Below are 24,431 nucleotides of genomic sequence, written 5' to 3' on the forward strand. Positions count from 1 at the left end.
GGTCCTTATATCGAAAATCTTGTTTCGATAAGTACTTACACCCGATTCATGGAATTTTGAACAAATTCTCGCAAAGCATCGCCAACTAATACGAGTTTGGCCAATGTCCAACCACCAGAATACTCAAATTGGTCGATAGGACCTGTCACGCGATTTACTTCCACTTTTAAAGGTGCAAGCCACATCTCAACTGCTTCTTTTGCAGTATCCAATTTAAGTTTGTCAGGTTTATGTCCATCCTTCTTGGCGTGTTCGATGGCTAATTCAGACAAGGTTGCTTGTTGATAGGGGAGCGCATCACTCACGCGTTGTAATGCTAAGCGTTCCCAGTGCCCATCAAGCTGGATGTCACGTGCTGCTGCGCGCATTTTATCCAATCCCATCACTTCATCTAGAGAGTGTTGAATTCGAGCAGTTGGGACCATATCCCATCCTGTTTTATGGGACACATCCACCGCTTCACGCGCTGTCGCGAGAATACGAATGCTCGCTGCATCCATTGCAATGTCTTTAGGTGCGCCAGCTGCGATGAAACTTTCAGCTCGTGCACGGATACGCTCTTTTACGAATGGTCCGACACAAGAATCCAGTGATGCATGCAAGGTTTTTACACCCTTAGTGTAGCGTTTGATTAGGTCGGTTAATTCTTCTCCCTGAAGAATAGGCTGAACGAGACCACCCGTGAGCTGTCGTAATGTACCTACTATTTCCAGACGCATAAGTGTCTGAGCTTGTGTTGGTGCTTTATTATCTAGTGCGTCTATCCGAGTACATAATTCATCTAGACCAAAGATAGCACGAGCAGCTTCTGAGGCACGCACAAGCGTTCCGATGTTCACGGAGGACGCATCCCGCATTTCATAAGGGTATACAGGGCCAGTCATATTTACGAGGCGGTTTGCTAGGCGTGTTGCAATGATCTCGCGTTTCAAACGGTGGTTGACGCGCGGTGTGTCATACTTATCCAACGCAGGGGGGAAGTATGATTTCAATAAATGCTGGAACGCTGGATCGTCAGGTGCATCACTATCCACGATCATTGCGAATAGGTCATTTTTGGCGTAAGCCAACAGAACAGACATTTCAGGACGTGTTAGCCCCAATCCTTGTTCTTTCAGCGTAGCAATTGCGTCTGTGTCTGGCAAAAATTCAACTGTTCGATCCAGTTTATCGTCAGCTTCCATTGTCGACATGAATTGAGCATGCGCATCCAGATCGGCAGCTGCGGTGCTTTCCATAATCGTGATTGCGCCGGTTTGATCGTAATTGTTGACCAAAACGTGTTTAGCGACATCATCTGTCATAGAAGCGAGGAGGTCATTGCGATCTTTGACCTTTAACTCGCCAGCATTGATAGCTTCGGTCAGTAGAATCTTAATGTTGACTTCATGGTCAGAACTATCCACACCAGCCGAGTTGTCGATTGCATCCGTGTTGATGCGTCCACCATTGCGCGCAAACTCGATACGGCCTTTTTGCGTCACACCAAGATTTGCGCCTTCACCTATGATTTGGACGTTCAGCTCGTGGCCGTTTAAACGTAGGTGATCATTGGCTTTGTCACCCGCATGAGATTGAAGCTCATCTTCTGACTTCACGTAAGTACCAATACCGCCGAACCATAAAAGCTCAGAATTCATGCGTAGAATTGCACGAATTAGTGTTCCAGGCGTCACGGATTTTTCCACAATGCCGGTCATCTCCATGACTTCAGGTGTCAGCTCGACTGACTTATCAGCACGGGAGAGGATTTGACCACCTTTTGAGAGAAGGTCGGTATTGTAGTCCGTCCAAGATGACCGTCCCATATCAAATAAACGTTTTCGTTCTTCATAGCTAACTTGTGGGTCAGGATTTGGGTCCACAAAGATATGCATGTGGTTAAACGCTGCTTGTAATTTAGTCTGCTCAGAAAGGAGCATTCCGTTTCCAAACACATCACCCGACATATCACCGACACCAATAGCCGTGAAAGGTTCGTTTTGAATGTCTTTTCCAATTTCGCGGAAGTGGCGTTTAACGGCTTCCCAGGCACCTCGGGCAGTAATACCCATTTTTTTGTGGTCATATCCAACTGAACCACCTGATGCAAATGCATCATCCAGCCAGAAATCATGGTCTTGGGATAAGCCATTTGCGATATCAGAGAACGTAGCGGTTCCTTTATCCGCCGCTACAACCAAGTATGGGTCATCTCCATCCCAAGCAAAGACTTTGGCAGGGCGTTTTGCGACACCATCTTTGATGTTGTCTGTGATTTGTAGCATTGCTGAGATGAAGACCTTATAGGCAGCTATGCCGCCATTGATGAAGTCTTCTCGGCTTCCGGTCGTCGGTAGCTTTTTAGGGAAGAAACCGCCTTTAGATCCAACTGGAACGATTACGGCGTTTTTAACCTGCTGTGCTTTGACCAGTCCTAGTACTTCTGTGCGGAAATCATCACGTCGGTCTGACCAGCGCAGGCCTCCACGAGCTACAGGACCAAACCTTAAGTGCACTCCCTCAACCATAGGGGACCAAACAAAGATTTCTCTGAAGGGTTTCGGCGCGGGTAGGTCTTCTAATTCTTGGCTAGCAATCTTTATTGAAATGTGCGGATAATGTTCGCCTGAGGGGGCCAATTGATAGAAGTTTGTACGTTGCACTGCATTGATCAGGTGCATTGTCCGGCGCAGAACACGGTCGTCATCTAGTGAGGGTACAGTTTCCAATGCATGCACAATGCGCGCACTGATTAAGTCACCCGAAGCTTTTCGGTCTTTCAGTTCAGCCGCGCTTTCGGTGCCAGTTGAAGGATCAAAACGTTCGTCAAATAGTTTTACGAGGTCTGAAGCAATATCAGGGTGGTTTACCAATGCATCTATTTGAACATCTTGAGAGGCATCTAAACCAGTTTGCTGTCTATAACGGCAAAGTGTTCTGATGAGAGCTGCTTGCCTCCATGATATATTGAGGTGAAGCATGAGCTGATTGAAACGGTCATCTTCAGTTAAACCATTCCATACCGCTACAAACCCTTCTTCAAATTCCTTTCCTAAAACCGTGTCTGGATTGGAGAATTGGAGTTCGAGATCATGAACCCATACGGTTTTCCGATTTGATCCTCTAGGGTTTGAGGTGATGGGAAAACTTGTTTCAGAAAGAACACGCAATCCCATGTTTTCAAGAACGGGTACAATGTCAGACAATTCAAGCGCAGTATCACGCTTATAGATCTTACAGTGTTGAACTCCATCTTGGACTATAGAATACGCGCGAGCAGAAAGATCCTGTTTGTCATCCATATTGTGGATTGAGGTTAGGTCTTTGATTGCCTCATCTGGTGCGAACGCTTCTTTATAAGCCTCATTGAAGCGGTTATCGAAAACCATGGGCGGTGGATTATCAGTTAAGCGGGCAGCTCTTGCTAATCCGTCTTCCCAGCTCTCAGCCAGCTGACGAATTTTGATATCGAGTGCGTCTATATCTGGCTCAGCGTGCCCGGGGCTTAGTCCGATAATGAAGTGTACCCGCGCGAGAGGGCCATCGTTAAAGCTTGGGTAAAAAGCTGATTCCCGGCCATTATATGCCTCAGCAATTGCGGAGTGAGCCTGCCTACGCAATTCCGGTGTATAATTGTCGCGAGGTGTAAACAGAAGTGCCGACACAAAGCGATTGAACTGGTCTTTGCGAATGAATAAGCGTGTGCGAGGGCGCTGATATAACGTTAGAATATTGTATGAAAAACGCGCTAGTTCATCAGCTGAAATCTGAAATAATTCGTCTCTGGGGAAGGTTTCCAGCACATTGTTTAATGCATTTGTCGAATAGCTAGAGCTTCCAATATCAAGAATGTCTTTAACTTGTTGAAGCTTTTGACGGATGAGCGGGACATCCTTGGCCATTCGTGTATAGGCTGCTGCTGTAAACAATCCTAGGAAACGAATTTCTCCAACAATATTGCCTTCGTCATCTAGCTGTTTGACGCCAATATAGTCTGCATAAACACGGCGATGAACTCGAGAACGTACATTGGATTTGGCAACGATCACAGGTGAGGGTTCGTTTAAAAACGCTCGAATACGGGGCGTAAGAACGGCTGGTTCGGACCCATGGGAAAGAATGTGGCGATCGAGATCTCTTAATATTCCCAGTCCTTCGCCAACGATTTCGGGTTCGACGGAGGCTTCTACGCCATTTTTAACTTGGGAAAGCTTTTTATAACTATATGTGCGAGCACCCAAGAAGAAGAAGTGATCTTGTTCCAGCCATTTTAGAAAGCTTGCAGCTTCTTCTTTTTCTTCTTCACTTCGCCCTTCGGTGACCGGCATTTTTGAAATGGAAGCGGCGGCTTCACGCATCGCCTTTTTTAAGGCTTTGTGATCTTCGGTGGCTAAGGCTACATCACTGAATGTCTGTTCTAATATTGTCTCAACTTCAGCGCATCGTTCTTTGGAGAGTGGAGGCGTATGAATTTGGATTAGAGACAAGCCATCCACAACAGGGTGAACTATTCCAACAATTTCAACACTGGCTTCTACGAGCGCAGCAACGGCACTATCTACAAGGAAGGGAATATCTGGGCCAACAATTTCAAAAATATGACGTTGCATATCTTTGTTATCGGCTCCGATGCACTGACGAGACCTAATCGTACGTTTTGATGTGTCCAATGTTAGGGAGTAATTCCACAATTCCATCGCTGTGACGGCTGCGTCATCAGCAGAGAAGGGCGCAAATTCGTCCATCGAGGCGCTGTTACAAAACTGCTTGATGAATACATCTTTGGCTTTGTTCTTAGCTGCACTTTGCTTCTTCGATGGTGCTATTGCGTCTGAGTTGAGTATTTCGTCTACAGCAAATGCAAGGCTTGAATTCGTTGCCGTGAATGACATTTTTCCGTCCCGTGGTGTGCGACTGATATCGCATTATTATTAGTGTATGTCGTTTTGTTGAATGCACATCTATTTTGCCCTTTTAATATGAAAACATATCTCTAGGGCATCTTACATCATTTGCGCTTTTACATTGTAGAATCGTTAAAGTTTCGAGGAAATGGCGCAAGTGCCAAAAATGCATTGAAAATTGCCGTCAAAATAGTGGTACTCAATACTTAGTTTGAGAAGTTTTCAATGACACTGGTTGGGGGGAATATAGAAGTCTGGATTGTGGCAGTTGAACGGGGACGCGTTCAACTGCCGATAACCTAACTGAACTACATGCTGGGTGGGGGGACGCGAGTAGTTCAGCCTAGATATCTTACCACCGTTGAAACGATGATTTGATATGACAAGTATGTGACAAAAAGTAACAATTTTCAATCGCAAATTTTAAAAAATGGCGTTTAAAATCCTTCAGATTGCATGTTGTCCGTACACTGAATGGCGCTAGTGAATTATTTTAGTTCAGAAAATTGGATAACTTCGACAACTGCTTTTATTGTACACCTTGTTCCGCAACGTCAGTATTAGTCACGTTAGTTGGCTGCTTTTTAATTGGACGGCCATCAGCAGATAGAAGAATCGCCAACCAATGTGCTCCTGGAATTTGAGCAAATAGAATCATCATGAGGACAGTTAGCGGGGCAGATAGGAACATTCCTGGGATACCCCATATAGCTCCCCACACAGCCAAGGACACCAATACGACAAGTGCAGACAGGTTTAGAGACTCTCCCATCATTCTTGGTTGGATGAAGTTTCCGATTGTGAACTGCCATACACTAACAGCAATAAGAACGATGACAGCATTTAGCGTGGCATCGGCTGGCATATAGGCTGGCCATTCAGGTTGCGCTAAAGCAAACAGTCCGGGCAAAAAGGCGGCGACGATAGATCCAATTGTTGGAATGTAGTTCAGAAAGAACACAACAAACGCCCAGAATAGGGCGTTATCCAAACCTAGTATGAGAAGTGTGATATAAGTGATGACAGTGATTATTCCTGAAATCACTGTTTGTACCCAGAGATATTCTTCCATGGACTTGCGCACTTGTTGTCCAACTTCGCGCGCTTGTTGGCGAGCCTTTGTCTCAGGGAATATATAGTCGAGTTTTGTAGGCCAACTTTTCTCCGCAAGAAACAAAAAGGCGATGTAAATCAAGATCAGAACAAACGAGGATGCCAAGCCTTGAACCGAGTCCAGAATGGGTTGAACAAATTTGGTGTTTTGCATGTTAAACAACATGCTGGACAAATCGGGCGGAGCAACGGTGTGAATGTTTAGTTTGGCATATATATCCGTTAGCACGTCGTTTATACGAGCCTCGTAGGCGCTAGCGTTTTGTGCAAATTCATTTAATCCATCTATAAAGATAAGTATTACTGTCAGCGTGGCTCCAAGAACGATAAGAACCGCACTTGTTTGAGCCAGCCATCGAGGCATTTTGGTAAGACGCTCCTGCATGAGGCGTGCAAAACCTTCTATGATTAGCCATAAAAAAACGGCCAACGCGAAGGGGGCGAATATACTGGCACCAACATATAAGCCATAGACGATCACACCTGTGGCGATGATCCAAATACCAGCCGGTAGATATCCCATAGTATTGTCCCTTCAACACAAATGCTTTTGGATATCACAATCCTCAAACTTGGCTTTGGGTCAATGATGAGAGCCTCAAATCACGAAAAAGAAGATGGTTCCGGCTGTATTTTACTTATCACCTGTGATTGTCGCTTAACCTTTGCGGTCTTATGGTCCGATTAAAACGAATCAAACAAGACAATTAGGATTAGACAAATGACAGAGAATTCAATTTTTCTTGGCGGCGGTGGCCCAGATAATGACCTCTCTCAAGAGCTAATTTTATCTCGAGCGAATAGACATGGTCTAGTAGCGGGTGCCACTGGTACAGGTAAAACCGTGACCCTCCAAATTATGGCTGAAGGGTTTTCAGCCGCTGGCGTTCCCGTTTTTTGTGCTGATGTGAAAGGCGATCTCTCTGGTCTCTCTCAAGCTGGTGATCCAGCGCACAAATTACATGATAAATTGGTTTCTCGCTCTGAAAAAATTGGATTTGGAGACTTTGGTTACGAAGAAACGCCAACCATTTTCTGGGATTTATATGGAAAAAAAGGGCACCCCGTCCGCACAACAGTGACTGAGATGGGGCCAACCTTATTGGCGCGTTTAATGGATCTGAATGAAACCCAAGAAGGGGTTTTGATGATCGCATTTGAATATGCTGATGACAATGATTTACTTGTGCTTGATTTAAAGGATTTACGTAAGCTTCTTATTCATGTCAGTGAAATGCGTGATGAAATTCAAAAAGAATATGGGAATGTTTCTCCGGCGTCTGTTGGCGCAATTCAACGTCGATTATTGGTGCTCGAGCGCGATGGAGCCGAAGAATTCTTTGGTGAACCCGCGCTAGAATTAAACGACTTTATGCGCACAACGCGCGATGGCCGCGGTTATGTTTCTATTTTAGATGCGACTACGCTAATCAATTCGCCAAAGCTTTATTCGACTTTCCTTCTTTGGCTTTTGTCGGCCTTGTTTGAAGAATTGCCGGAGGTTGGTGATCCGGAAAAACCGAAAATGGTGTTTTTCTTTGATGAAGCTCACTTGTTGTTTGATGATGCGCCAAAAGCACTAATTGATAAGATTGAACAGGTGGTACGTTTGATCCGGTCTAAAGGTGTTGGTGTATATTTTGTTACGCAAAACCCACGCGACCTGCCTGATAGTGTACTTGCTCAATTAGGTGCGCGTGTTCAACATGCATTGCGTGCTTACACACCTTCAGAACGCAAAGCGATTAAAGCGGCTGCGCAAAGTTTTCGTGAAAACCCAGATATCGATACTGAAGAAGTGATAACCGAATTGGGAGTGGGGGAAGCTTTGGTTTCAACTCTCGATGCAAAAGCAGCACCATCTATCGTGCAGCGCACTCTCATCAGACCACCATCATCCCGTCTGGGGCCGTGCACAGATGCCGAGCGTAAAGCTGTGATCGAGAATAGCCCCGTCTTTGGTCAGTATGAAGATGCGATTGATCGCGAAAGCGCTTATGAGCTTCTCAGCAAACGCGAGGAACAGGCGGCGAAGGAAGAGGCTGAACTCCAAAAAGCGGAAGAAGAAGCTAAACGCCAAGCAGAAAAAGCCAAGAAACGTAAGCCATCATCAAGGTCTCGTCGCCAAACATCTACTGAGGCAGCTACCAAAACAATGATGCGAACGGCTGCGCGTGAAATTACAAAATATGTCCTGAGAGGTATATTTGGAGGGCGTCGTCGCTAGTTGAAATTCGCCTTAATAAAAGCGTTATTGTCCAATATGTTAATGGTGGTGACTAGAAATTGATTAGTCTGCTATAATGGATTGGATTATACTTGGAAGTATTGATGGGACTGAATTTATCAAGCTTCTCAAGACGAAGGAATTTCAAATGCGTAAGTCTTTTCTAGTATTATTGACGGCTTCAGCTCTGACAATAGCTGCATGTGCAACACAGCCAGCATATCGACCGGCTTCTTCTTATAATGGCGCTGGTTATTCAGAGCAGATAATTGAATCAAATAGATTTCGTGTTTCATTCAAAGGAAGTTCCACAACTCCACGGGATGAAGTTGAAACCTTCCTTCTTCTGCGTGCAGCCGAGCTGACTTTGGAAAATGGATTTGACTATTTTGTTGTCGTAGATCGTGAAACAGAAACAAAAAGTCGTTCTCATAGACATCACGGATTTGGTGGATACTACTCACGATACGGATTTGGGTATTCTTACTTTTATCCTCGAGCAGGGTGGTATGGAGCATATGACCCTTTCTGGGATCGACACAATTACGGATACAACCAGATTACAAAATATGAAGCATCCGCTGAAATTATGATGCATGCTGGAGAGAAGCCTGATGATGAACTTCGCGCTTTTGATGCGCGTGAGGTTGTTAAGAATATTGGGCCCAATGTTACACGCCCATAAAGCCTCTACGGTGAATGTGAAAGAATAGACTTACATGGCGCATGATCATATGCCAGCCGGTCGGATGCATCCAAGTGAAGCTGCATCCATAACCAAACGAACTGTCTTATTGTCTGTGGCAACGGCTTCAGTTCTGATTTGTCTTAAGATTTGGGCATGGTTGGCATCTGGTTCAGTCTCGATATTGGCATCATTGGCGGATTCTGGGTTGGATCTTGCCGCTTCACTCATGACTTTGGGCGCTGTAGTTTACGCGGCCGAGCCACCTGATGCAGAGCATCGCTATGGTCATGGTAAGGCCGAAGGGTTTGCAGCTCTGTTGCAGGCAGGCCTTGTTGGGGCGTCATCCGCTTTGATTGCCCGAGAAGCTATTGACCGTTTTTTAGATCCGAGGCCAATGGAAAATGGAGTAATACCAATCACAGTGATGTTGGTTTCCATCCTGTTGACGTTGGCATTGCTTTATTTCCAAACCCGCGCACTTAATAAAACAGGATCTGTGGCAACGGCAGGGGACAGGGCGCACTATATGGCTGATGTTGGTGCCAATATTGCCGTGATCGTAGGCGTTGCGGGTGCCAGTTTCCTTAAAATCCCTTTGATAGATCCGTTAGTAGGCTTAGGGGTCGCATTATGGCTAGCGTTTGGAGCGCTTGATGTTGCGCGCGATGCTGTTGATCAACTGATGGACAAGGAGCTAAGTGATGAGGCGCGAGAGCGCATCAAGTTTTTGGCGGAAACAGGAAATTATGAATTGAGCGTTCATGGATTAAGAACGCGTGCAGCCGGCCCAATAATTCACATTCAATTTCATTTGGATTTACCTGAAACCATATCTCTGGCTGAAGCGCATGATATTATGGTAGACTGTGAAAAACGAATCTTATCCGAGTTTCCTGGTGCCGATATTCTTATTCACCCAGACCCAAAAGGTTCAGAACCACACGGGACTGATTTCTTTAAGAAAATAGTTGGGCATCACTCAGATTGAGTTTTTGCGGAGCTTAGAATATGCGGACTTTATATCATTGGATGCTGGACCCGTATTCTCGTTCCGTGAGAATTGCTTTAGCCGAAAAGAAAATTGAATTTTCTTTAAAAGAAGCATCCCCATTTGAAGATCAATCCGAAGCACAGAAGTTGAACCCTATTGGTGGCGCTCCTGTACTTGTTGATATGACTGGGGCAGGCCGAGTGGTCATTTCAGAACCACGTGCCATTTTAGAATATTTGGACGAAGTTTATCCTGGATATCCATTGCTGCCTAAGGCACCAGTTGATCGCGCAGAAGCTAGGTGGGTGATGGGGTGGTTGGAGCGAGGCTTTGAAGCCGACGTGAATGAAACCATTCTTAAAGAACGTATTATGATGCGGTACTTAAGAGCTGGGCGACCAAATACAGAAGCATTGCGCTTAGGTGCAAAAGCTCTTGAAGGGTATCTAAAACATCTTGAAGCTTTGACTGCTGTGCGCCCCTATTTAGCGGGAGAAGATTTTACATTAGCAGACATAAGTGTTGCTGCGCATTTGTCGTGTCTAGACTATTTTGGTGACGTCGTCTGGAGTCGGTTTGAACATACAAGCGATTGGTATCTTCGTATGAAGAGTCGTGCCAGTTTTAGAGAAATACTTAAAGATAGTCTTGAGGGTGTGCTGCCAGCTCCACATTATGCGGAGCTGGATTTTTAGATGTTAGTTTTATTCCATAACGGGAACTGATAATCCGCGCCCAACAGCTGGACGTTCTGCCATTGTTGCTAGCCATTTTTCGATGTTTGCAAATTCTGGATTGCTCCCGCCTTCAGCAAGGTTGTATCCGTTCTTGAGCCAAGAGTAGAGTGCTATATCGGCGATAGAGTATTCACCTGTAATATAGGTTTTGCCTTCCAATTGGTTGTTTAACACTGTGTGTAGGCGTCGTACTTCATTTGTAAAACGGTTGAATGCATATTCGCTGTGTTCTGGTTTTTCTCTTAAGTTTCTGAAGTGATAAAACTGACCAGTAATAGGGCCATATCCCCCCATTTGCCACATAAGCCATTGTAGTGTTTCGGCGCGCTTGGCTGGATCAGTAGGCAAGAACTGTCCTGTTTTTTCAGCTAAATAAATGAGGATGGCACCACTTTCGAATACACTAATTGGTGCTCCGTCAACATCATTATCAACGATTGCTGGGATCTTGTTGTTTGGCGAAATTTTCAAAAACTCTGGACTGAATTGCTCTTCTTTGCCGATATTGATCGGGTGAACTTTGTAATCCAAGCCTGTTTCTTCGAGCATAATTGAGATTTTGTGGCCGTTTGGGGTTCCCCAAGTGTAGAGGTCAATCATTGGGTGGTTCCTTTATGCGATAAAATATCTGTGATTTTGGATTTGCTTTGTAAATTGGACTAGACGCTGGAGGTGGGAAGCTGCAGATTTGTTTGCAAGAGTGACTTGTAAATTAGGATTTCACAAATGAGTGATGTAAGGACTGCCACCGAAATTTTGGGCAAGTTAGTTAGTTTCGATACGACATCGCGAGATTCTAATTTGGAATTGATTGAATGGGTTCGGGAGTATTTGGAACCCCACACTTCAAATATACATATTCTACCGAATGAAGATGGCACGAAAGCAAATTTATGGGCTCGGATTGGGCCTGATGAAAAAGGTGGGATTGTATTATCTGGCCATTCAGACGTTGTGCCCGTTGATGGGCAACCATGGTCGACAGATCCGTTTGAATTGACCGAAAACGATGGGAAACTCTTTGGTCGCGGCTCATGTGACATGAAGGGGTTTCTTGCCTTGGTTTTGGCTTTCGTTCCTCACATGGCAAAAGTGGATTTAAAGCGCCCATTCTATCTCGCGATATCCTATGATGAAGAAATAGGGTGTGCCGGTGTTCTGAGTATGGTGGATGATCTTGTTGGGTTAGATAAGGCCCCGCAAATCTGTTGGGTTGGAGAGCCAACGCTTTGGAATGTGGTGAGTGGGCATAAAGGCATTTGTAACCACGAAGTTGTTGTAACTGGAATGGAGATGCATTCTAGTTTGCCGCATTTGGGCGCATCTGCAATTCATGAAGCGATCGAAATATTAAATGTACTTCGTGAAACCGCTAAATGGCTTGAAAACAGCCCTCCAGAAGACAGTGAGTTTAATCCACCGCATGCAACTCTGACTATAGGGGTGATAGAGGGTGGTACTGCACCGAATATAATAGCACGTGAATGTCGGTTTTTGTTTGATTTAAGATGCCCTCCAGGATTAGACACATCGACAATTCTCAAGGCGTTCCATGAGAAAGTGAAAGAAGTGGATTCGCGGCTCAAAGCTTTTGATCCGTCATGTGGTGTGGAAGTTACGAAACTCTCTGATGCGCCTCCATTGGGGCCTGAAGAAGAGGGAGCAGCTGAAACACTCGCACGCGCGCTTACTGGCGATAATCAGACTCATATGGCAGGCTATTGCGCAGAGGCTGGTCAATTTCAACGGGCTGGAATGTCGACCATAATTTGTGGACCAGGTTCAATTGAGCAGGCTCACCAACCAGATGAATTTCTTGCAATATCAGAATTTGAAATCGGCGTTGAAATCATGCAAAAAATGATCAGTTCCATGAGCTGATCTGTGATCTTTTGTAGCCACAAATAAATAAAGCCGCACTTAGAAAGAAGCACGGCTTTATTTGGTAGTTTAGTTTATTCTTAGCTGTAGCGTTTGAGTAGCTCTTCAAGAATTTCGCGTGCTTTTGCACCGTTTTCTTTGTCAGCAAGAGCATAGCCAGCTGTTGCCTGTAAATAGAGCATTTTGTCACCACAATCAAAATCATGACCTTGGAAACGAGTAGCGTAGAAGTCTTGTTCAGCCATGAGACGTTCCATGGAGTCTGTCAGCTGAATTTCGTTACCAGCACCAGCGCCTTGAGTTTCAAGTAGCGCAAAAATTTCTGGCTGAAGAATGTAACGGCCTGTAATTTTTAAGTTTGATGGAGCTTCTTCGCGAGGTGGCTTTTCAACCATTGCATCCATTTTGATGAGTTGGCTTGAAGCATCTGCGCCAGCGGCAGGTTTGATCACACCATATTTGTGTACGCGTTCCATTGGGACTTCATCCACAGCAATAATGTTTCCACCAACTTCATTATAGTGTCCCATCATTTGTTTCAGGCAAGATTCTTCACCTTGAACTAGAACATCTGGAAGTAGCACTGCAAATGGTTCGTCACCGATAATGTCTTTTGCGCAAAGAACAGCGTGGCCAAGGCCTTTTGCTGATTGCTGACGTGTAAAACTTGTTGAACCTGCAGGAAGGCTAGTTGCTCGAACTTCCTCAAGGATGGCTTCTTTACCAGCGCGTTTGGAAAGGCTGTCTTCTAGTTCATAAGCACTGTCAAAATAGTCTTCGATTGCGCCTTTGTTGCGACCCGTTACGAAAACAATATGTTCAATGCCAGCTTCCAATGCTTCACGTACGACGTGATCAATCGCTGGACGGTCAAATACCGGCATCATTTCTTTGGGAATTGATTTAGTTGCTGGAAGTACGCGTGTTCCAAATCCGGCTACAGGAAGAACGGCTTTACGAACGGGTTTGATAGCCATGGGTGGTCCTTTAAAATTCATATGCGATTTGAATGTGTCCCGATATTGAACAGGACATCATGATGCCACATCTAATGATGCAAATCACGGGACACATTCAGTCAATTTGTAATTGCGTGCATAGCGCAAAAGAATTACTCAACCGTGACAGATTTCGCTAGATTTCTAGGTTGATCGACATCAGTTCCTTTTTCCACAGCAATATAGTAGGCCAATAACTGAATTGGAACTGAATAAAGAATAGGTGCGATGAATGGGTCACAGCTCGAAGAAGTTATGGACCATTCAGGTGTATCGGCACCAACTTTGACACCATTCTCATCTGAAATTAACAATACTTTACCATGACGTGCGGCGACTTCCTGCATGTTGGAAATTGTTTTTTCCAACAACGGGTCAGTTGGCGCAATCATGACGATTGGTGTCTTTTCATCGATCAATGCGATAGGGCCGTGCTTCAATTCACCCGCCGCGTAACCTTCAGCGTGGATGTAGGAGATCTCTTTAAGCTTAAGAGCGCCTTCCATTGCAATTGGATACATGGAACCACGCCCAAGATAGAGAACATCTGTTGCTTTAGACAATGGAGCAGCAAGTTTTTTAGTCGCTTCTTCAACTGCGAGAGTTTTTGTGATGCCACCTGGAATTTGCAAAAGTTGCTCAGTTAGATGTGTTTCATCTTCTTTAGATAATTCACCGCGTGCACGACCAGCAATAACTGCAAGGCTGGCAAGAGCACATAGTTGTGCTGTAAAGGCTTTTGTGGATGCAACACCTACTTCAGCGCCTGCTAGAGTTGGCAAAATAGCGTCTGATTCACGAGCAATCGTAGAAGTCGGAACATTCACAACAGCAGCTGTTGCAAGGCCATGTTCTTTACAATAGCGAAGAGCAGCAAGTGTATCAGCTGTTTCACCTGATTGCGTGACGAAAACTGCAAGAGAGTTTTTAGTTAGTGCTGGTTCGCGATACCGGAATTCAGACGCAATATCTGTTTCTACCGGTAATTTTGCATATTTTTCAAACCAGTATTTAGCAACACACCCAGCATAATAGGCAGTTCCACATGCAATAATGTAGACGCGGTCAAATGAAGCAAAGTTTAGCTCTTGTTCATTTGGTAGTTGAGCTGTTTGGTCTACAGCATTTACATATGCGCCGATAGTGCGAGCAGTAGATTCAGGTTGCTCGAAGATTTCTTTGAGCATGTAGTGGCGGTATTGGCCTTTATCCACGACATCAGCGACGCCTTGAACAACATCAATTTTGTATGGAACTTGTTCACCGTTTTCATTAAACACATTCACGCTGTGACGTGTAAGAGCACACCATTCGCCTTCTTTCAGGTAAATGACTTTGTTGGTGAAAGGTGCAACAGCGAATGCGTCTGATCCAATGAATGTTTCGTCTTCGCCAACACCAACAATCAAAGGAGATCCTTGGCGGGCACCAAACATGAGGTCTTCTTCGCCCTTGATCAGGATTGCGATGCCAAATGCACCACGTAGTTTTGCTATAGTTGTTTTGACCGCCTCAAAAGGAGTGTTTCCAGCATCCAATTCGATCTCTACCAGATGAGCAATTGTTTCGGAATCTGTCTCGGTTGAAAATGAACGGCCTTTGCCTTCAGCTTCCTCACGTAGCTCACGGAAGTTTTCGATAATTCCGTTGTGAACAATAGCGACACGTCCAGCGACATGCGGGTGAGCGTTTGTTTCGTTTGGCGCACCATGTGTCGCCCAGCGAGTGTGTCCAATTCCAGTATTTCCAGGAGTTTGAACATCTTTCATTGTTGCTTCAAGATTGAACAATTTACCTGGTGCACGCGCACGGTATAGTTCACCATTGTCTAATGTAACTACACCAGCGGAGTCGTATCCGCGGTATTCTAGGCGTTTAAGTGCCTCAATGACACGCGGAGCCGCTGGCTCATTTCCTAAAATCCCAATAATCCCACACATTCTACGAACCTTTTACTCTATAACTAATGCGTACATAGCAAAGCGCATGCCTAAATATTCCCGCTAGATGACCTATAATGAGGGTATTGAAAACCTCAAAACGGCACACTTAATGATGCAAGATGTTTCAGTATCTTTGTTGATTATATATTTGGTTTATTTTCAAACGAAAAACGCAGTGTTCGGGTAAAACACTGCGTCTTTCTAAGACCCGGGGGAGAATCTGATAGTCCGGCGGCAAGGGGCTTGGGGGCTGTTGAAGTTTGCCACCGGACTGATGTCGATCGCGTGACTACCTTTTTGCTCTCGACAAATTTAGAATGGTTTTCAAATGAGGCGGGTAAAAGGCAAGACAATGGTTATATATCTCCGAAGCAAGGAATTTTTAAGGAATTTTCTGGGGGGAGCTTTTCCCATTGTTCGAGGCAAAGAAAAGGGCGCGCATCTTTTGAATGCGCACCCTTTGAATTCATTTAGTCAAAAAATCTAGATTTCTTGATTGTAGCTTCCGACTTCATCAAATGCAGCAAGACGTGGCTTTACTTCTTCGCGGAAGAGTTTGCGCATGTCTTCATCAGACCCCATGCTTTCGACGACAACAACCAATTCAGGCTTGTTGGAGGAAGCACGAACTAAGACCCAAGACCCATCTTCAAGAGTTACACGAGCACCGTTCACGGTGTTAACATCAACGACCTTGCGGCCCAGGATAGAAGCACCTTCTTTGCCCAATGCTTCATAGGCAGCGACAACTTTATCAACAACGCCATACTTTAGTTCGTCATCACAGTGTGCAGCCATTGTCAGCGATGTATAAGCAACACCTAGTTCACCTTTAAGGTCTGACATGGATTTGTCGGGGTTACGGTCAAGCATACGAAGGACTTCTGCTGCAGCAACCAATCCACAATCATATCCGTATCCAAGTGGTTGACGGAAGAAGAAGTGGCCCGATTTTTCAAACCCAGCCAAAGCGTCCAAGTCAGTTGTGCGGCGTTTAATGTATGAGTGTCCGGTTTTAAAGTAATCAACTGTGGCGTTGTTTTCTTTTAGCACTGGGTCCGTTTTATAAAGACCGGTAGATTTTACATCGACAACGAATTTTGCGTTTTCGAAATTTTTAGACAGGTCACGCGCTAGCATGAGGCCGATTTTGTCGGCGAAAATTTCTTCACCAGTGTTGTCGACTACACCACAACGGTCTCCATCTCCGTCAAAGCCCAATGCGACATCAGCGTTGTGTTCTTTCACAGCTTTTGCCATAGCTTCAAGCATGACAGAGTCTTCAGGGTTTGCGTTATAGTTGGGGAAAGAGTGATCCAACTCGCAATCAAGCTCGATAACTTCAACACCCATGTTACGAAGAGCTTCAGGAGCAAATGCACCCGCCGTACCGTTACCACAAGCAGCGATAACTTTTAGTGGTCGTTTGATTTCGATTTTTTCGGATACTGATTGAATGTATTTATCACGCATACCTTCAACGCGGACAAGTTTTCCACCATCTCGTGGCTCAAACTTACCGTTCAATACGACATCTCTTAGCATACCCATTTCATCAGGTCCGAAGGTGAGGGGCTTGTTGGCTCCCATTTTCACACCTGTCCAACCATTCTCGTTATGAGAGGCGGTGACCATTGCCACACAAGGAATATCTAGTGCGAATTGGGAATAGTACGCGGTAGGGGAAAGCGCCAAACCAATATCGTGGACTTCCATTCCTGCTTCAAGCAAACCAATGATGAGTGCTTGTTTGATGTCTAACGAATATGAACGATAATCGTGTCCAACAACAATCTTGGGTTCAACGCCCATTTGATGGACAACTGTTCCTAGTCCGAGACCCAGTGCCTGAACTCCCATTGAGTTCAACTCAGGAGCTTTGGGATTGCCATCGATACCAAACCACCAGCGCGCATCATACTCGCGAAAACCTGTTGGTTTTACCAATGGAGTTGTTTCAAATTCGAGTGTGTTAGCTGGTATATCAGCCTTTGGCTTCATTGGCATAAAAGGTATTCCCTTAATAGTCCCATTAATTATTGGCACAATTGGTTGAGTTGTGTGCACAATATTCTCTTATTTAGGTATTCAATAGCGCTCTACCTCGAAACTGACAACGCAGCGTTAAGGATGATGTGCAGAATTGAATTAATCAGGCGCATTTACGCAAGAAAGGTGCCTATTGCACAAATTATCTGCAATAAATGACGTTTTTATCTCAAAATGTAAAATCTAGAATGCAGTTGTGTCGGATCAGGGCTCGATCTGAAACCGAATTGACTTCACTTCGACATTAAAGCCTTGGTCTTCAGTTACCGGTCGAATTGCAAGAAAGTCATTTCCGATGCCGTCACCAACAGCAGGCGGACGGTAGTTGAAACTGTATTCTGCAAAGCTCGGTGTGAGGTTGAACCTCTTCCATTCAGATGTCTCAGTCGCATTGGCTGCATAGTTCGCTTCAAACGCCATATCTTTGTCAGGAGCATCCGAAGTGTAATTTGATGGTTGTCTTGCCGTAATTGTTATTTTCAGGTTTTGCTTTGCGTAGGCTTGTTGCACATCAGCTTCTAACCTCAGATGTGGCCCGAAATTTGGGACATCATAAAGATTGCCTTGTGGTACAGTGACTCCTAGCGAATAATCTTGACCAGATTGAATTAGTACTACTTCACCAATGTCTCCGGCTGTGAAACGATTCAGATTTCTATTTTCAACGACTAAATTTGTATGATCCAGATTGGCTGCACTCATGGGTCCCGTTGGTAATCTGTCAGACCACGGTGATAAAGCGATGAGAAGAAAAAGAGTTCCCAATGCAACACAAGCGGAAAAAAAATACTTATCTGACATGATATCCTTTGGGAGCGTTCAGAAACTCAAAAAAATTGTGCAACGACGGTAAGTCATAACGGTTAGTTTGTCGGATACAAGGGGCATCTACTTATTCATGTAGTTAGAATTATTTTAATTATCCGACTTGGATGTTTGGTAAGCGAATGGTAACTGTCTTCGATTAATTTTATAAAATCAGTATTATGGGCAGTTGAGGCGTAGAATGACCGCCGAACAATTAGATAAAAGTGAATTGGCAGCGGCTAACATCAACCCTGATACAGGGTTGGCGACTGACTATTTGAATCATTTCAATGAAGTTGCGATGCTAATTGATATGCTAGAATCAATGCCGGATATGGGAGAAGAGATTCTCGACTGGAAGCCTTTAGCTTATCCAGATCACTTTCATCAGACGGGATTTAGAGCAAAAGAATTAGCTATTCGAGCTTATGAATTGTGTGACCCTGAAATTCGTGCACGTTTTGATGAAGCCTGTCAGAATGTTGAAATCAAAATTGGTGAAATTCAAGTTATTCTACAAAGCGGTGTTGAAGCGCTTGGAGATCCAACAGTTTGGTCGAAACAACTTTATGCTTTGATCGCGACTATTGGCGGTGTCATTAATCCAAATGGATTAGGGGATCATGCAGTTGGTGTTGAAGAAGATGTATCTTCAAACGATGATCAGTCTGCAATCGATGCGCTATTTGATTAGATAAATTCAATTGACCAAGACAGATAAAGACCAACCTTTTTGGAAAACTAAATCTCTTGAGCAGCTTTCTCATGAAGAGTGGGAAAGTTTGTGCGATGGTTGCGGCAAATGTTGTTTGTTAAAGCTTGAAGATGAAGATTCCGGTGAAATAGCTTATACAAAACTACATTGTAAATTGTTTGATGCCTCAACATGTCGGTGTGCAGATTATGACAATCGTAAAGCAAAAGTACCAGAATGTGTTTCGCTGACTCCATCAAAAATTCCAGACTTAAAATGGATGCCGTCCACATGTTCATATCGCATGATTTGGGAAGGCAAAGATTTGCCAGAGTGGCATCATCTGATTTCTGGAGACCGAGGATTAATCCACAAACTCGGAAAATCGGTTTTGGGTAAAACAGTTGCAGAAGACACTGTTTTTGAAGGAACAGAGTTTGATTGGATTGTAGATTGGGAAGATATGGAGTTTTAGGTATATAACCTAACGGTATCTCTCAGAGATTGATTTTTGATGCATGAAATTTTGATGCGATAATTCTTGAATCTTACGTTCAATTCCAATAGCTAAATTTTGAACCACAACTTCTTCCCTCTTGTCCTTCGAGGTTAGTTTTTGCCATTTGCTTCTTTTTGGTATTTCTGCCCATGCAGATGCAACAGGGGCACCTCCATTCAAATCTAGCAAGTGAACTTCTCCCATGAGGTTTAAATGGGAAGGGCGAGTCTCGATGTATTCTTCAGTTGTGTAATCCCAATCCCAAAAAGGTAATTTGCTGCGAACATGGCGGGAAAAAGCAACAGCTGGATTTCTAGTTTTCTTCAGGCGTTGTTTTGTTTTTCCAGCTTCTGGCACAACGCCATAAACGATGAGGTAGTCATATCCTTGTCGTTGCGCAGCCATACGCGCAGACATTATCGCTGACCCTTTTCCTTCTCCAGTTGCTAATTCACCACCTGGCAGCAGGTTGTTATGCGGAATTGGCTCTATGCGAGAAACAAGGGCACCCAAATTCATGCGGAACTGACTCCACATTATGCGATCTTGTTCGGATGGTGGGACAGCTCCGTCCTCATCCATTTTGAGGAAAACAATAGAGGCTGGTAACTTGAGCAGAGGTTCAGTCTGGGCGCTGGCGGTTGCCGGCAGAAGTAGGCTAGAGAGTATCGCTCCACCAATATAGCGCCGCGTGTACTGCCATTTTTTAGTTTTCTCCGCCATGTGCTCTTCCAATGCATATAAATCACATAGATCAGTCAATTTTGATAGAATCATCATATTCGCGTTAACGTGAGGTACACAAAATCACGTTGATGTAGCTTTTAAATGTGAAATACACCGTGTTTCATTAATGTGATTTGGATTTAAGAGGTTTTGCGCAATGCAGGAAAATGTTCGGATTCTTGGAATAGATCCCGGTTTGCGCAACACGGGGTGGGGCGTGATTGATAAGCAGGGCATGCGCCTAAACTGGGTTGCTCATGGAGTGATAAAGCCACCCACGGATATACCAATGTCTGAGCGGCTAGCTGCGATCGCCGGTGAAATTACAGATGTTGTTGATGATTATTCGCCAAATATTTCTGGCATAGAAGAAACATTCGTCAATATGAACCCAAAGACGACACTTTTACTGGGGCAGGCTCGTGGTGCGGCAATGGCGGGTCTCGCGCTTGTGGGAATTCCCGTGCATGAATTTGCAGCCAAGAAAATCAAACAAAGTGTTGTGGGAACAGGGAATGCCGACAAAGATCAGGTTGCATTTATGATCAAGCGTTTGCTACCTAAAGCGGGCGATGTAACGGCAGATGCTGCAGATGCTTTGGCGGTTGCGATTACAACAGCTCACCATTCTAGCCCAAAATCATATAGGAAATCAGCATGATTGCACGTTTAAAGGGGACAGTCGCCGCCACTGGTGATGGGCAGGCATTGGTTGATGTAAACGGTGTTGGCTATGTGTTGTTTTGTGGTGGACGTACATTGGCAAAACTGGCGATCGGTCAAGAAAACACTGTCTTTGTGGAAACACAAATGTCAGAAAATGCAATCAAGCTGTATGGGTTTGAAACTGCAGAAGACCGTGCTTGGTTCTCACGCCTACAGGATGCACCTGGAGTAGGGGCCAAAGCTGCTCTCAATATCCTTGATGCGCTTACACCCGCCCAGTTGATGGACGCCATTGTTCTGGGGGATGCCGCATCTGTGCAGCGCGCGCATGGGGTAGGTAAAAAACTGGCCGAACGCGTGGTATCTGAATTTAAAGACAAGCCACCACCGGCAGGATTATTCTCTGTGAGCTTCACACCTTCTGAAGGTGTTGAAGGGCTAGCTTCGTCAGCTGGAGCTAGTACTGGAAGCCGTGCCGCGGCGGCGTCTGCGCTCACTAATCTTGGCTATCAAAATGTTGACGCTCAAAAAGCTGTGGCGGTTGCAGCTAAAGAATTGGGTGAAGACGCAGGCGAAGGTGACCTTATCAAAGCAGCACTCAAAGCATTGGCTCCGAGCTAACCGCAGAGAGTTAAAGGAGATGCTTTAATGCGCTTGATATACGTTTTCCTTCTTCTGTTCATTGGTTTAACTGCTTGCAGTAGCGTGAAATCTACTGAACTACCTTTGCAGACCAGATTGGAAGCAGTTCAATCTCAATTTTCAGATGTACCGGGATTTGCGTTATACATTCTGCACAAGGAAGAGGAGCGTGCGGAAACTGGACTAGCTGCCGCTGATGGCCCCTCGATGACAGTCGCGACGCCGGTCAGAATCGCCAGTATCACCAAAACATATGTGGCTGCAGCCATTCTGCGTTTGTGGGAAGATGGTCTGATTGAGCTTGACGCACCCATTGGTGATTTAATTTCCGCAGAGAGCAATGCGCTTTTAAAGAGCGATGGGTACGATACAGATCAAATAACCGTTCGGCACCTATTGTTGCACTCAAGTGGAATGCCCGATCACGTGAACGATGCATACGTTGAACTGGTGTTTTCTAAACCCAACAAAATTTGGGCGCCGACCAATCAAATTGAGTTTCTTGTTAATTCCACAGATCCGTTGGAGACATCGGGAAAAGAATTTAGCTATTCAGATACTGGGTATATCCTGCTTGGAGAAATCCTTCGAGAAACTACTGGGGTGCCGCTTCATCAAGCGGTACGTGACCTTTTGAAACTAGACGAATTGCAACTTTCTTCTACTTATTGGGATGAAGCTGAACAACCAATTCAAAACGCTCCAGAACGTGCTCATCAATGGTTTTTAAAGCAGGACACTTATGAGTTCCATGGCTCGCTTGATGCGTATGGTGGTGGAGGTGTTGTTGCGAGTGTTCGAGATATTGCAATATTCTATCATGCGCTGTTTAACGGTTCCGTATTTCATGAGCCGTCAACTTTGCAGCAAATGACAACCGGACCGGAACATCCGCATAAAAGCCCATATCGGTATGGACTTTTTGAAGAAGAAATATTGGGACATCAAATCTTTTATCATAGTGGGTTTTGGGGGACTAATGTTATTCATGTTCCAACGCTCAATCTAACAATTGCCGGTGTTACACTTGACGAAAGGGGATTTGATCCTCTCAAAAAAATGATGAACAAAGTTATTGCAGACCGCTTAGAATAGCGGTGTCGACATTCTCGTCATTGAACAGATAAATGAAGAAATGAGTTTAAAAAAACTCCAAGTATTCACCATGAAATGCGTCATTTCAGCCGCGCCAGAATGCCCTAGTTTTTGCACTTGATTTGCAAGAGCTGAAGGATCACCTTTGTGTATGAGACTTACGGTCTTTGATACAAAGGTGAAATAAAATGGTTGAAGCTGCGACTGCCAACCTGAATGATGTTGGCCATTACGAAGCAAAAACTCTGAGCGATCGTTTCGCGCTTGGACTCGTGAAATTCCTGAGAGTATTTGCCGATCTATTTTTTCAGAAAAGATACGGACATCGCGCTGTAGTACTTGAAACCGTTGCCGCAGTGCCGGGAATGGTGGGTGGTTTACTGCAACATCTCAAATCCTTGCGTCACATTCGCGATGATCAAGGGTGGATTAAAGAATTGCTAGATGAGGCAGAGAATGAACGCATGCACTTAATGGTGTTTGTTGAAGTCTCGCAGCCAACAATCTGGGAACGCTTTTTGATCATGGTGACACAAGCGATTTTCTATAATGCGTACTTCTTTTTCTATCTCTTCATGCCCAAAACAGCACATCGGTTTGTGGGATATCTGGAAGAAGAAGCGGTAGTTAGTTACACTCATTACCTTGAAGAAATAGAAGCAGGAAAACTTGAAAATGTACCAGCTCCTCAAATCGCGATAGATTATTGGGATTTAGCTGAAGGCGCTACTCTGCGTGATGTTGTACTTGTGGTGCGGGAAGATGAAGCACGCCACCGTGATACAAATCACGTCTTTGCGAACACTGAGACAAAACAAAAGTAATACTTGCTAGTTATGATGGCGCAATCAATACTGCTTCTCACTATCTGTAGATTTTGATATGGGAAGTAGTTATGCGGCATGCTCTTTTGGGAGTTTTTGGGTTAGCATTGTCGGCCTGCACGGTTTTGAACGGAACCTCACAACAAAGCGAGCTGGAGCAACCTCCTCATATAGTCGAGTGGATGAAGCAACCTGCAATTTTAGTTTTTTCTGAAACTCAAGATTGGCGACATAATGAAGGGATCGCAGGCGCGGATCTCTTCTTTGCCGATTATACGTTGGCTAACGAGATGGGACTGTTTACGACAGTCAATTCGGCAGTTTTTAACGATCAAGACTTGGCTCGGTTTGATCTGGTTGTGTTTAATAACATGAGCGGCGATGCGCTTACTTCAGAACAAGAGGTGGCGTTTCAAAAGTGGATGGCGGCGGGGGGAGACTGGATCGGAATCCATGGCGCTGGAGATATGTCTCACACAGATTGGCCCTGGTATGATGATACTTTAATCGGACCTGAATTTATTGGGCACCCGTCTACACCTCAGTTTCAGGATGCCACTCTTGTGAACTTGGCAAAAACACACCCTGTCATGGAAGGCATTCCAGATAGGTGGGTGGCCAATGATGAATGGTACAGCTTTCAACGGGCTATCTTGCCAAATGAAGGAAAGACTACCTTGGTGGGAATTGATGAAAAAAGTTACGAGCCAGGAGTTGCAGTACATTGGGGAGGAGAAAGTCTCAGTATGAGTGATGATCCCGCCAAACATCCTTTGGTTTGGGTATCGTGTCCCTTTGAAAATTCTAAGGCGTTTTATTCTGCTCTAGGTCACACTCATGAGCCTTACGAAAATGAAACCTACCGACGGCTGCTGACCAATGCAATTCAGTGGACGATGTCTGATGATACCTGTTGATACAAAAAGGGCGCTGAATGATATCACTCAGCGCCCACAGCATGATCG

At 44.8% G+C, this 24,431-nt stretch carries 20 protein-coding genes; 12 read left to right on the forward strand and 8 right to left on the reverse strand.

All coding sequences use genetic code 11. From position 1 onward, the window contains the following. Positions 1 to 35 precede the first annotated feature (35 nt). Together F551_RS0101050 and F551_RS0101055 are read right to left on the reverse strand one after the other, a co-directional pair. A complete protein-coding gene (locus tag F551_RS0101050; RefSeq protein WP_018995615.1) occupies positions 36 to 4,874 on the reverse strand; it encodes an NAD-glutamate dehydrogenase in 4,839 nt (1,612 codons plus the stop codon). Positions 4,875 to 5,415: 541 nt separating this feature from the next. Next, positions 5,416 to 6,522 (reverse strand): AI-2E family transporter, encoded by a 1,107-nt coding sequence (locus F551_RS0101055; protein WP_018995616.1) that lies wholly within the window; start codon positions 6,520 to 6,522, stop codon positions 5,416 to 5,418. A gap of 198 nt (positions 6,523 to 6,720) precedes the next feature. Here F551_RS0101055 and F551_RS0101060 point away from each other — a divergent pair, with 198 nt between their 5' ends. The 4 genes from F551_RS0101060 (at position 6,721) to F551_RS0101075 (ending at position 10,600) form a co-directional block, all read left to right on the forward strand. Further along, on the forward strand, positions 6,721 to 8,226 hold the full coding sequence (locus tag F551_RS0101060; RefSeq protein ID WP_018995617.1) for a helicase HerA-like domain-containing protein: 1,506 nt from the start codon (positions 6,721 to 6,723) through the stop codon (positions 8,224 to 8,226). 148 nt (positions 8,227 to 8,374) lie between these two features. After that, positions 8,375 to 8,911, forward strand: a complete 537-nt coding sequence (locus F551_RS0101065) for a CC0125/CC1285 family lipoprotein (RefSeq protein ID WP_026296579.1) — start codon at positions 8,375 to 8,377, stop codon at positions 8,909 to 8,911. A gap of 34 nt (positions 8,912 to 8,945) precedes the next feature. Next, a complete protein-coding gene (locus tag F551_RS0101070) occupies positions 8,946 to 9,902 on the forward strand; it encodes a cation diffusion facilitator family transporter (RefSeq protein ID WP_018995619.1) in 957 nt (318 codons plus the stop codon). 20 nt (positions 9,903 to 9,922) lie between these two features. After that, a complete protein-coding gene (locus F551_RS0101075; RefSeq protein WP_026296580.1) occupies positions 9,923 to 10,600 on the forward strand; it encodes a glutathione S-transferase family protein in 678 nt (225 codons plus the stop codon). A gap of 9 nt (positions 10,601 to 10,609) precedes the next feature. Here the strand turns inward: F551_RS0101075 and F551_RS16025 are convergent, their stop codons facing one another. Further along, positions 10,610 to 11,242, reverse strand: coding sequence for a glutathione S-transferase N-terminal domain-containing protein (locus tag F551_RS16025; protein ID WP_018995621.1), 633 nt, complete (start codon positions 11,240 to 11,242; stop codon positions 10,610 to 10,612). Positions 11,243 to 11,368: 126 nt separating this feature from the next. Between F551_RS16025 and argE the strand changes: the two genes are divergently transcribed. Further along, a complete protein-coding gene (argE, locus tag F551_RS0101085) occupies positions 11,369 to 12,523 on the forward strand; it encodes an acetylornithine deacetylase (protein ID WP_018995622.1) in 1,155 nt (384 codons plus the stop codon). A gap of 80 nt (positions 12,524 to 12,603) precedes the next feature. On the opposite strand, the gene galU is transcribed toward argE, so the two are convergent. The 4 genes from galU to F551_RS0101110 form a co-directional block, all read right to left on the reverse strand. Next, a complete protein-coding gene (gene galU / locus F551_RS0101090) occupies positions 12,604 to 13,500 on the reverse strand; it encodes a UTP--glucose-1-phosphate uridylyltransferase GalU (RefSeq protein ID WP_033404448.1) in 897 nt (298 codons plus the stop codon). A 134-nt stretch (positions 13,501 to 13,634) separates the two neighbouring features. After that, positions 13,635 to 15,461 carry a glutamine--fructose-6-phosphate transaminase (isomerizing) gene (gene glmS / locus F551_RS0101095; RefSeq protein ID WP_018995624.1) on the reverse strand — a complete coding sequence of 609 codons (1,827 nt, stop codon included), beginning with the start codon at positions 15,459 to 15,461 and terminating at the stop codon, positions 13,635 to 13,637. Positions 15,462 to 15,947: 486 nt separating this feature from the next. Beyond that, positions 15,948 to 17,471, reverse strand: a complete 1,524-nt coding sequence (locus F551_RS0101105) for a phosphomannomutase/phosphoglucomutase (protein WP_018995626.1) — start codon at positions 17,469 to 17,471, stop codon at positions 15,948 to 15,950. Between the two features lie 246 nt (positions 17,472 to 17,717). Continuing rightward, entirely contained in the window at positions 17,718 to 18,314 is a 597-nt protein-coding gene (locus F551_RS0101110; protein WP_018995627.1) for a hypothetical protein, read from the reverse strand. A 205-nt stretch (positions 18,315 to 18,519) separates the two neighbouring features. Between F551_RS0101110 and F551_RS0101115 the strand changes: the two genes are divergently transcribed. Then, a complete protein-coding gene (locus tag F551_RS0101115) occupies positions 18,520 to 19,014 on the forward strand; it encodes a hypothetical protein (RefSeq protein ID WP_018995628.1) in 495 nt (164 codons plus the stop codon). A gap of 10 nt (positions 19,015 to 19,024) precedes the next feature. Further along, a complete protein-coding gene (locus F551_RS0101120) occupies positions 19,025 to 19,489 on the forward strand; it encodes a YcgN family cysteine cluster protein (protein ID WP_018995629.1) in 465 nt (154 codons plus the stop codon). Between the two features lie 9 nt (positions 19,490 to 19,498). Here the strand turns inward: F551_RS0101120 and F551_RS0101125 are convergent, their stop codons facing one another. Then, a complete protein-coding gene (locus F551_RS0101125; RefSeq protein ID WP_155825699.1) occupies positions 19,499 to 20,236 on the reverse strand; it encodes a hypothetical protein in 738 nt (245 codons plus the stop codon). 160 nt (positions 20,237 to 20,396) lie between these two features. On the opposite strand from F551_RS0101125, the gene ruvC reads away from it, so the two are divergent. The 5 genes from ruvC (at position 20,397) to F551_RS0101150 (ending at position 24,383) form a co-directional block, all read left to right on the forward strand. Beyond that, positions 20,397 to 20,900, forward strand: coding sequence for a crossover junction endodeoxyribonuclease RuvC (ruvC, locus tag F551_RS0101130; protein ID WP_018995631.1), 504 nt, complete (start codon positions 20,397 to 20,399; stop codon positions 20,898 to 20,900). Continuing rightward, on the forward strand, positions 20,897 to 21,526 hold the full coding sequence (ruvA, locus tag F551_RS0101135; RefSeq protein ID WP_018995632.1) for a Holliday junction branch migration protein RuvA: 630 nt from the start codon (positions 20,897 to 20,899) through the stop codon (positions 21,524 to 21,526). Before ruvC ends, ruvA begins: the two co-directional genes overlap by 4 nt. 27 nt (positions 21,527 to 21,553) lie before the next feature. Further along, positions 21,554 to 22,642, forward strand: coding sequence for a serine hydrolase domain-containing protein (locus F551_RS16030; protein ID WP_018995633.1), 1,089 nt, complete (start codon positions 21,554 to 21,556; stop codon positions 22,640 to 22,642). A gap of 188 nt (positions 22,643 to 22,830) precedes the next feature. After that, entirely contained in the window at positions 22,831 to 23,466 is a 636-nt protein-coding gene (locus tag F551_RS0101145; protein ID WP_018995634.1) for an alternative oxidase, read from the forward strand. A gap of 71 nt (positions 23,467 to 23,537) precedes the next feature. Next, complete coding sequence (locus F551_RS0101150; protein ID WP_018995635.1) at positions 23,538 to 24,383, forward strand: ThuA domain-containing protein; 846 nt, start codon at positions 23,538 to 23,540, stop codon at positions 24,381 to 24,383. Positions 24,384 to 24,431: the final 48 nt, after the last annotated feature.

It is taken from the genome of Hirschia maritima DSM 19733 (assembly GCF_000378345.1).
GTDB classification, from domain to species: Bacteria; Pseudomonadota; Alphaproteobacteria; order Caulobacterales; family Hyphomonadaceae; genus Hirschia; species Hirschia maritima.

Excerpts from the sequence above, each read along its gene's own strand:
- F551_RS0101050 (WP_018995615.1), bottom strand. The coding sequence starts at position 4,874 with ATGTCATTCACGGCAACGAATTCAAGCCTTGCATTTGCTGTAGACGAA.
- F551_RS0101055 (WP_018995616.1), bottom strand. The coding sequence starts at position 6,522 with ATGGGATATCTACCGGCTGGTATTTGGATCATCGCCACAGGTGTGATC.
- F551_RS0101060 (WP_018995617.1), top strand. The coding sequence starts at position 6,721 with ATGACAGAGAATTCAATTTTTCTTGGCGGCGGTGGCCCAGATAATGAC.
- F551_RS0101065 (WP_026296579.1), top strand. The coding sequence starts at position 8,375 with ATGCGTAAGTCTTTTCTAGTATTATTGACGGCTTCAGCTCTGACAATA.
- F551_RS0101070 (WP_018995619.1), top strand. The coding sequence starts at position 8,946 with ATGGCGCATGATCATATGCCAGCCGGTCGGATGCATCCAAGTGAAGCT.
- F551_RS0101075 (WP_026296580.1), top strand. The coding sequence starts at position 9,923 with ATGCGGACTTTATATCATTGGATGCTGGACCCGTATTCTCGTTCCGTG.
- F551_RS16025 (WP_018995621.1), bottom strand. The coding sequence starts at position 11,242 with ATGATTGACCTCTACACTTGGGGAACCCCAAACGGCCACAAAATCTCA.
- argE (WP_018995622.1), top strand. The coding sequence starts at position 11,369 with ATGAGTGATGTAAGGACTGCCACCGAAATTTTGGGCAAGTTAGTTAGT.
- galU (WP_033404448.1), bottom strand. The coding sequence starts at position 13,500 with ATGGCTATCAAACCCGTTCGTAAAGCCGTTCTTCCTGTAGCCGGATTT.
- glmS (WP_018995624.1), bottom strand. The coding sequence starts at position 15,461 with ATGTGTGGGATTATTGGGATTTTAGGAAATGAGCCAGCGGCTCCGCGT.
- F551_RS0101105 (WP_018995626.1), bottom strand. The coding sequence starts at position 17,471 with ATGCCAATGAAGCCAAAGGCTGATATACCAGCTAACACACTCGAATTT.
- F551_RS0101110 (WP_018995627.1), bottom strand. The coding sequence starts at position 18,314 with ATGTCAGATAAGTATTTTTTTTCCGCTTGTGTTGCATTGGGAACTCTT.
- F551_RS0101115 (WP_018995628.1), top strand. The coding sequence starts at position 18,520 with ATGACCGCCGAACAATTAGATAAAAGTGAATTGGCAGCGGCTAACATC.
- F551_RS0101125 (WP_155825699.1), bottom strand. The coding sequence starts at position 20,236 with ATGGCGGAGAAAACTAAAAAATGGCAGTACACGCGGCGCTATATTGGT.
- ruvC (WP_018995631.1), top strand. The coding sequence starts at position 20,397 with ATGCAGGAAAATGTTCGGATTCTTGGAATAGATCCCGGTTTGCGCAAC.
- ruvA (WP_018995632.1), top strand. The coding sequence starts at position 20,897 with ATGATTGCACGTTTAAAGGGGACAGTCGCCGCCACTGGTGATGGGCAG.
- F551_RS16030 (WP_018995633.1), top strand. The coding sequence starts at position 21,554 with ATGCGCTTGATATACGTTTTCCTTCTTCTGTTCATTGGTTTAACTGCT.
- F551_RS0101145 (WP_018995634.1), top strand. The coding sequence starts at position 22,831 with ATGGTTGAAGCTGCGACTGCCAACCTGAATGATGTTGGCCATTACGAA.
- F551_RS0101150 (WP_018995635.1), top strand. The coding sequence starts at position 23,538 with ATGCGGCATGCTCTTTTGGGAGTTTTTGGGTTAGCATTGTCGGCCTGC.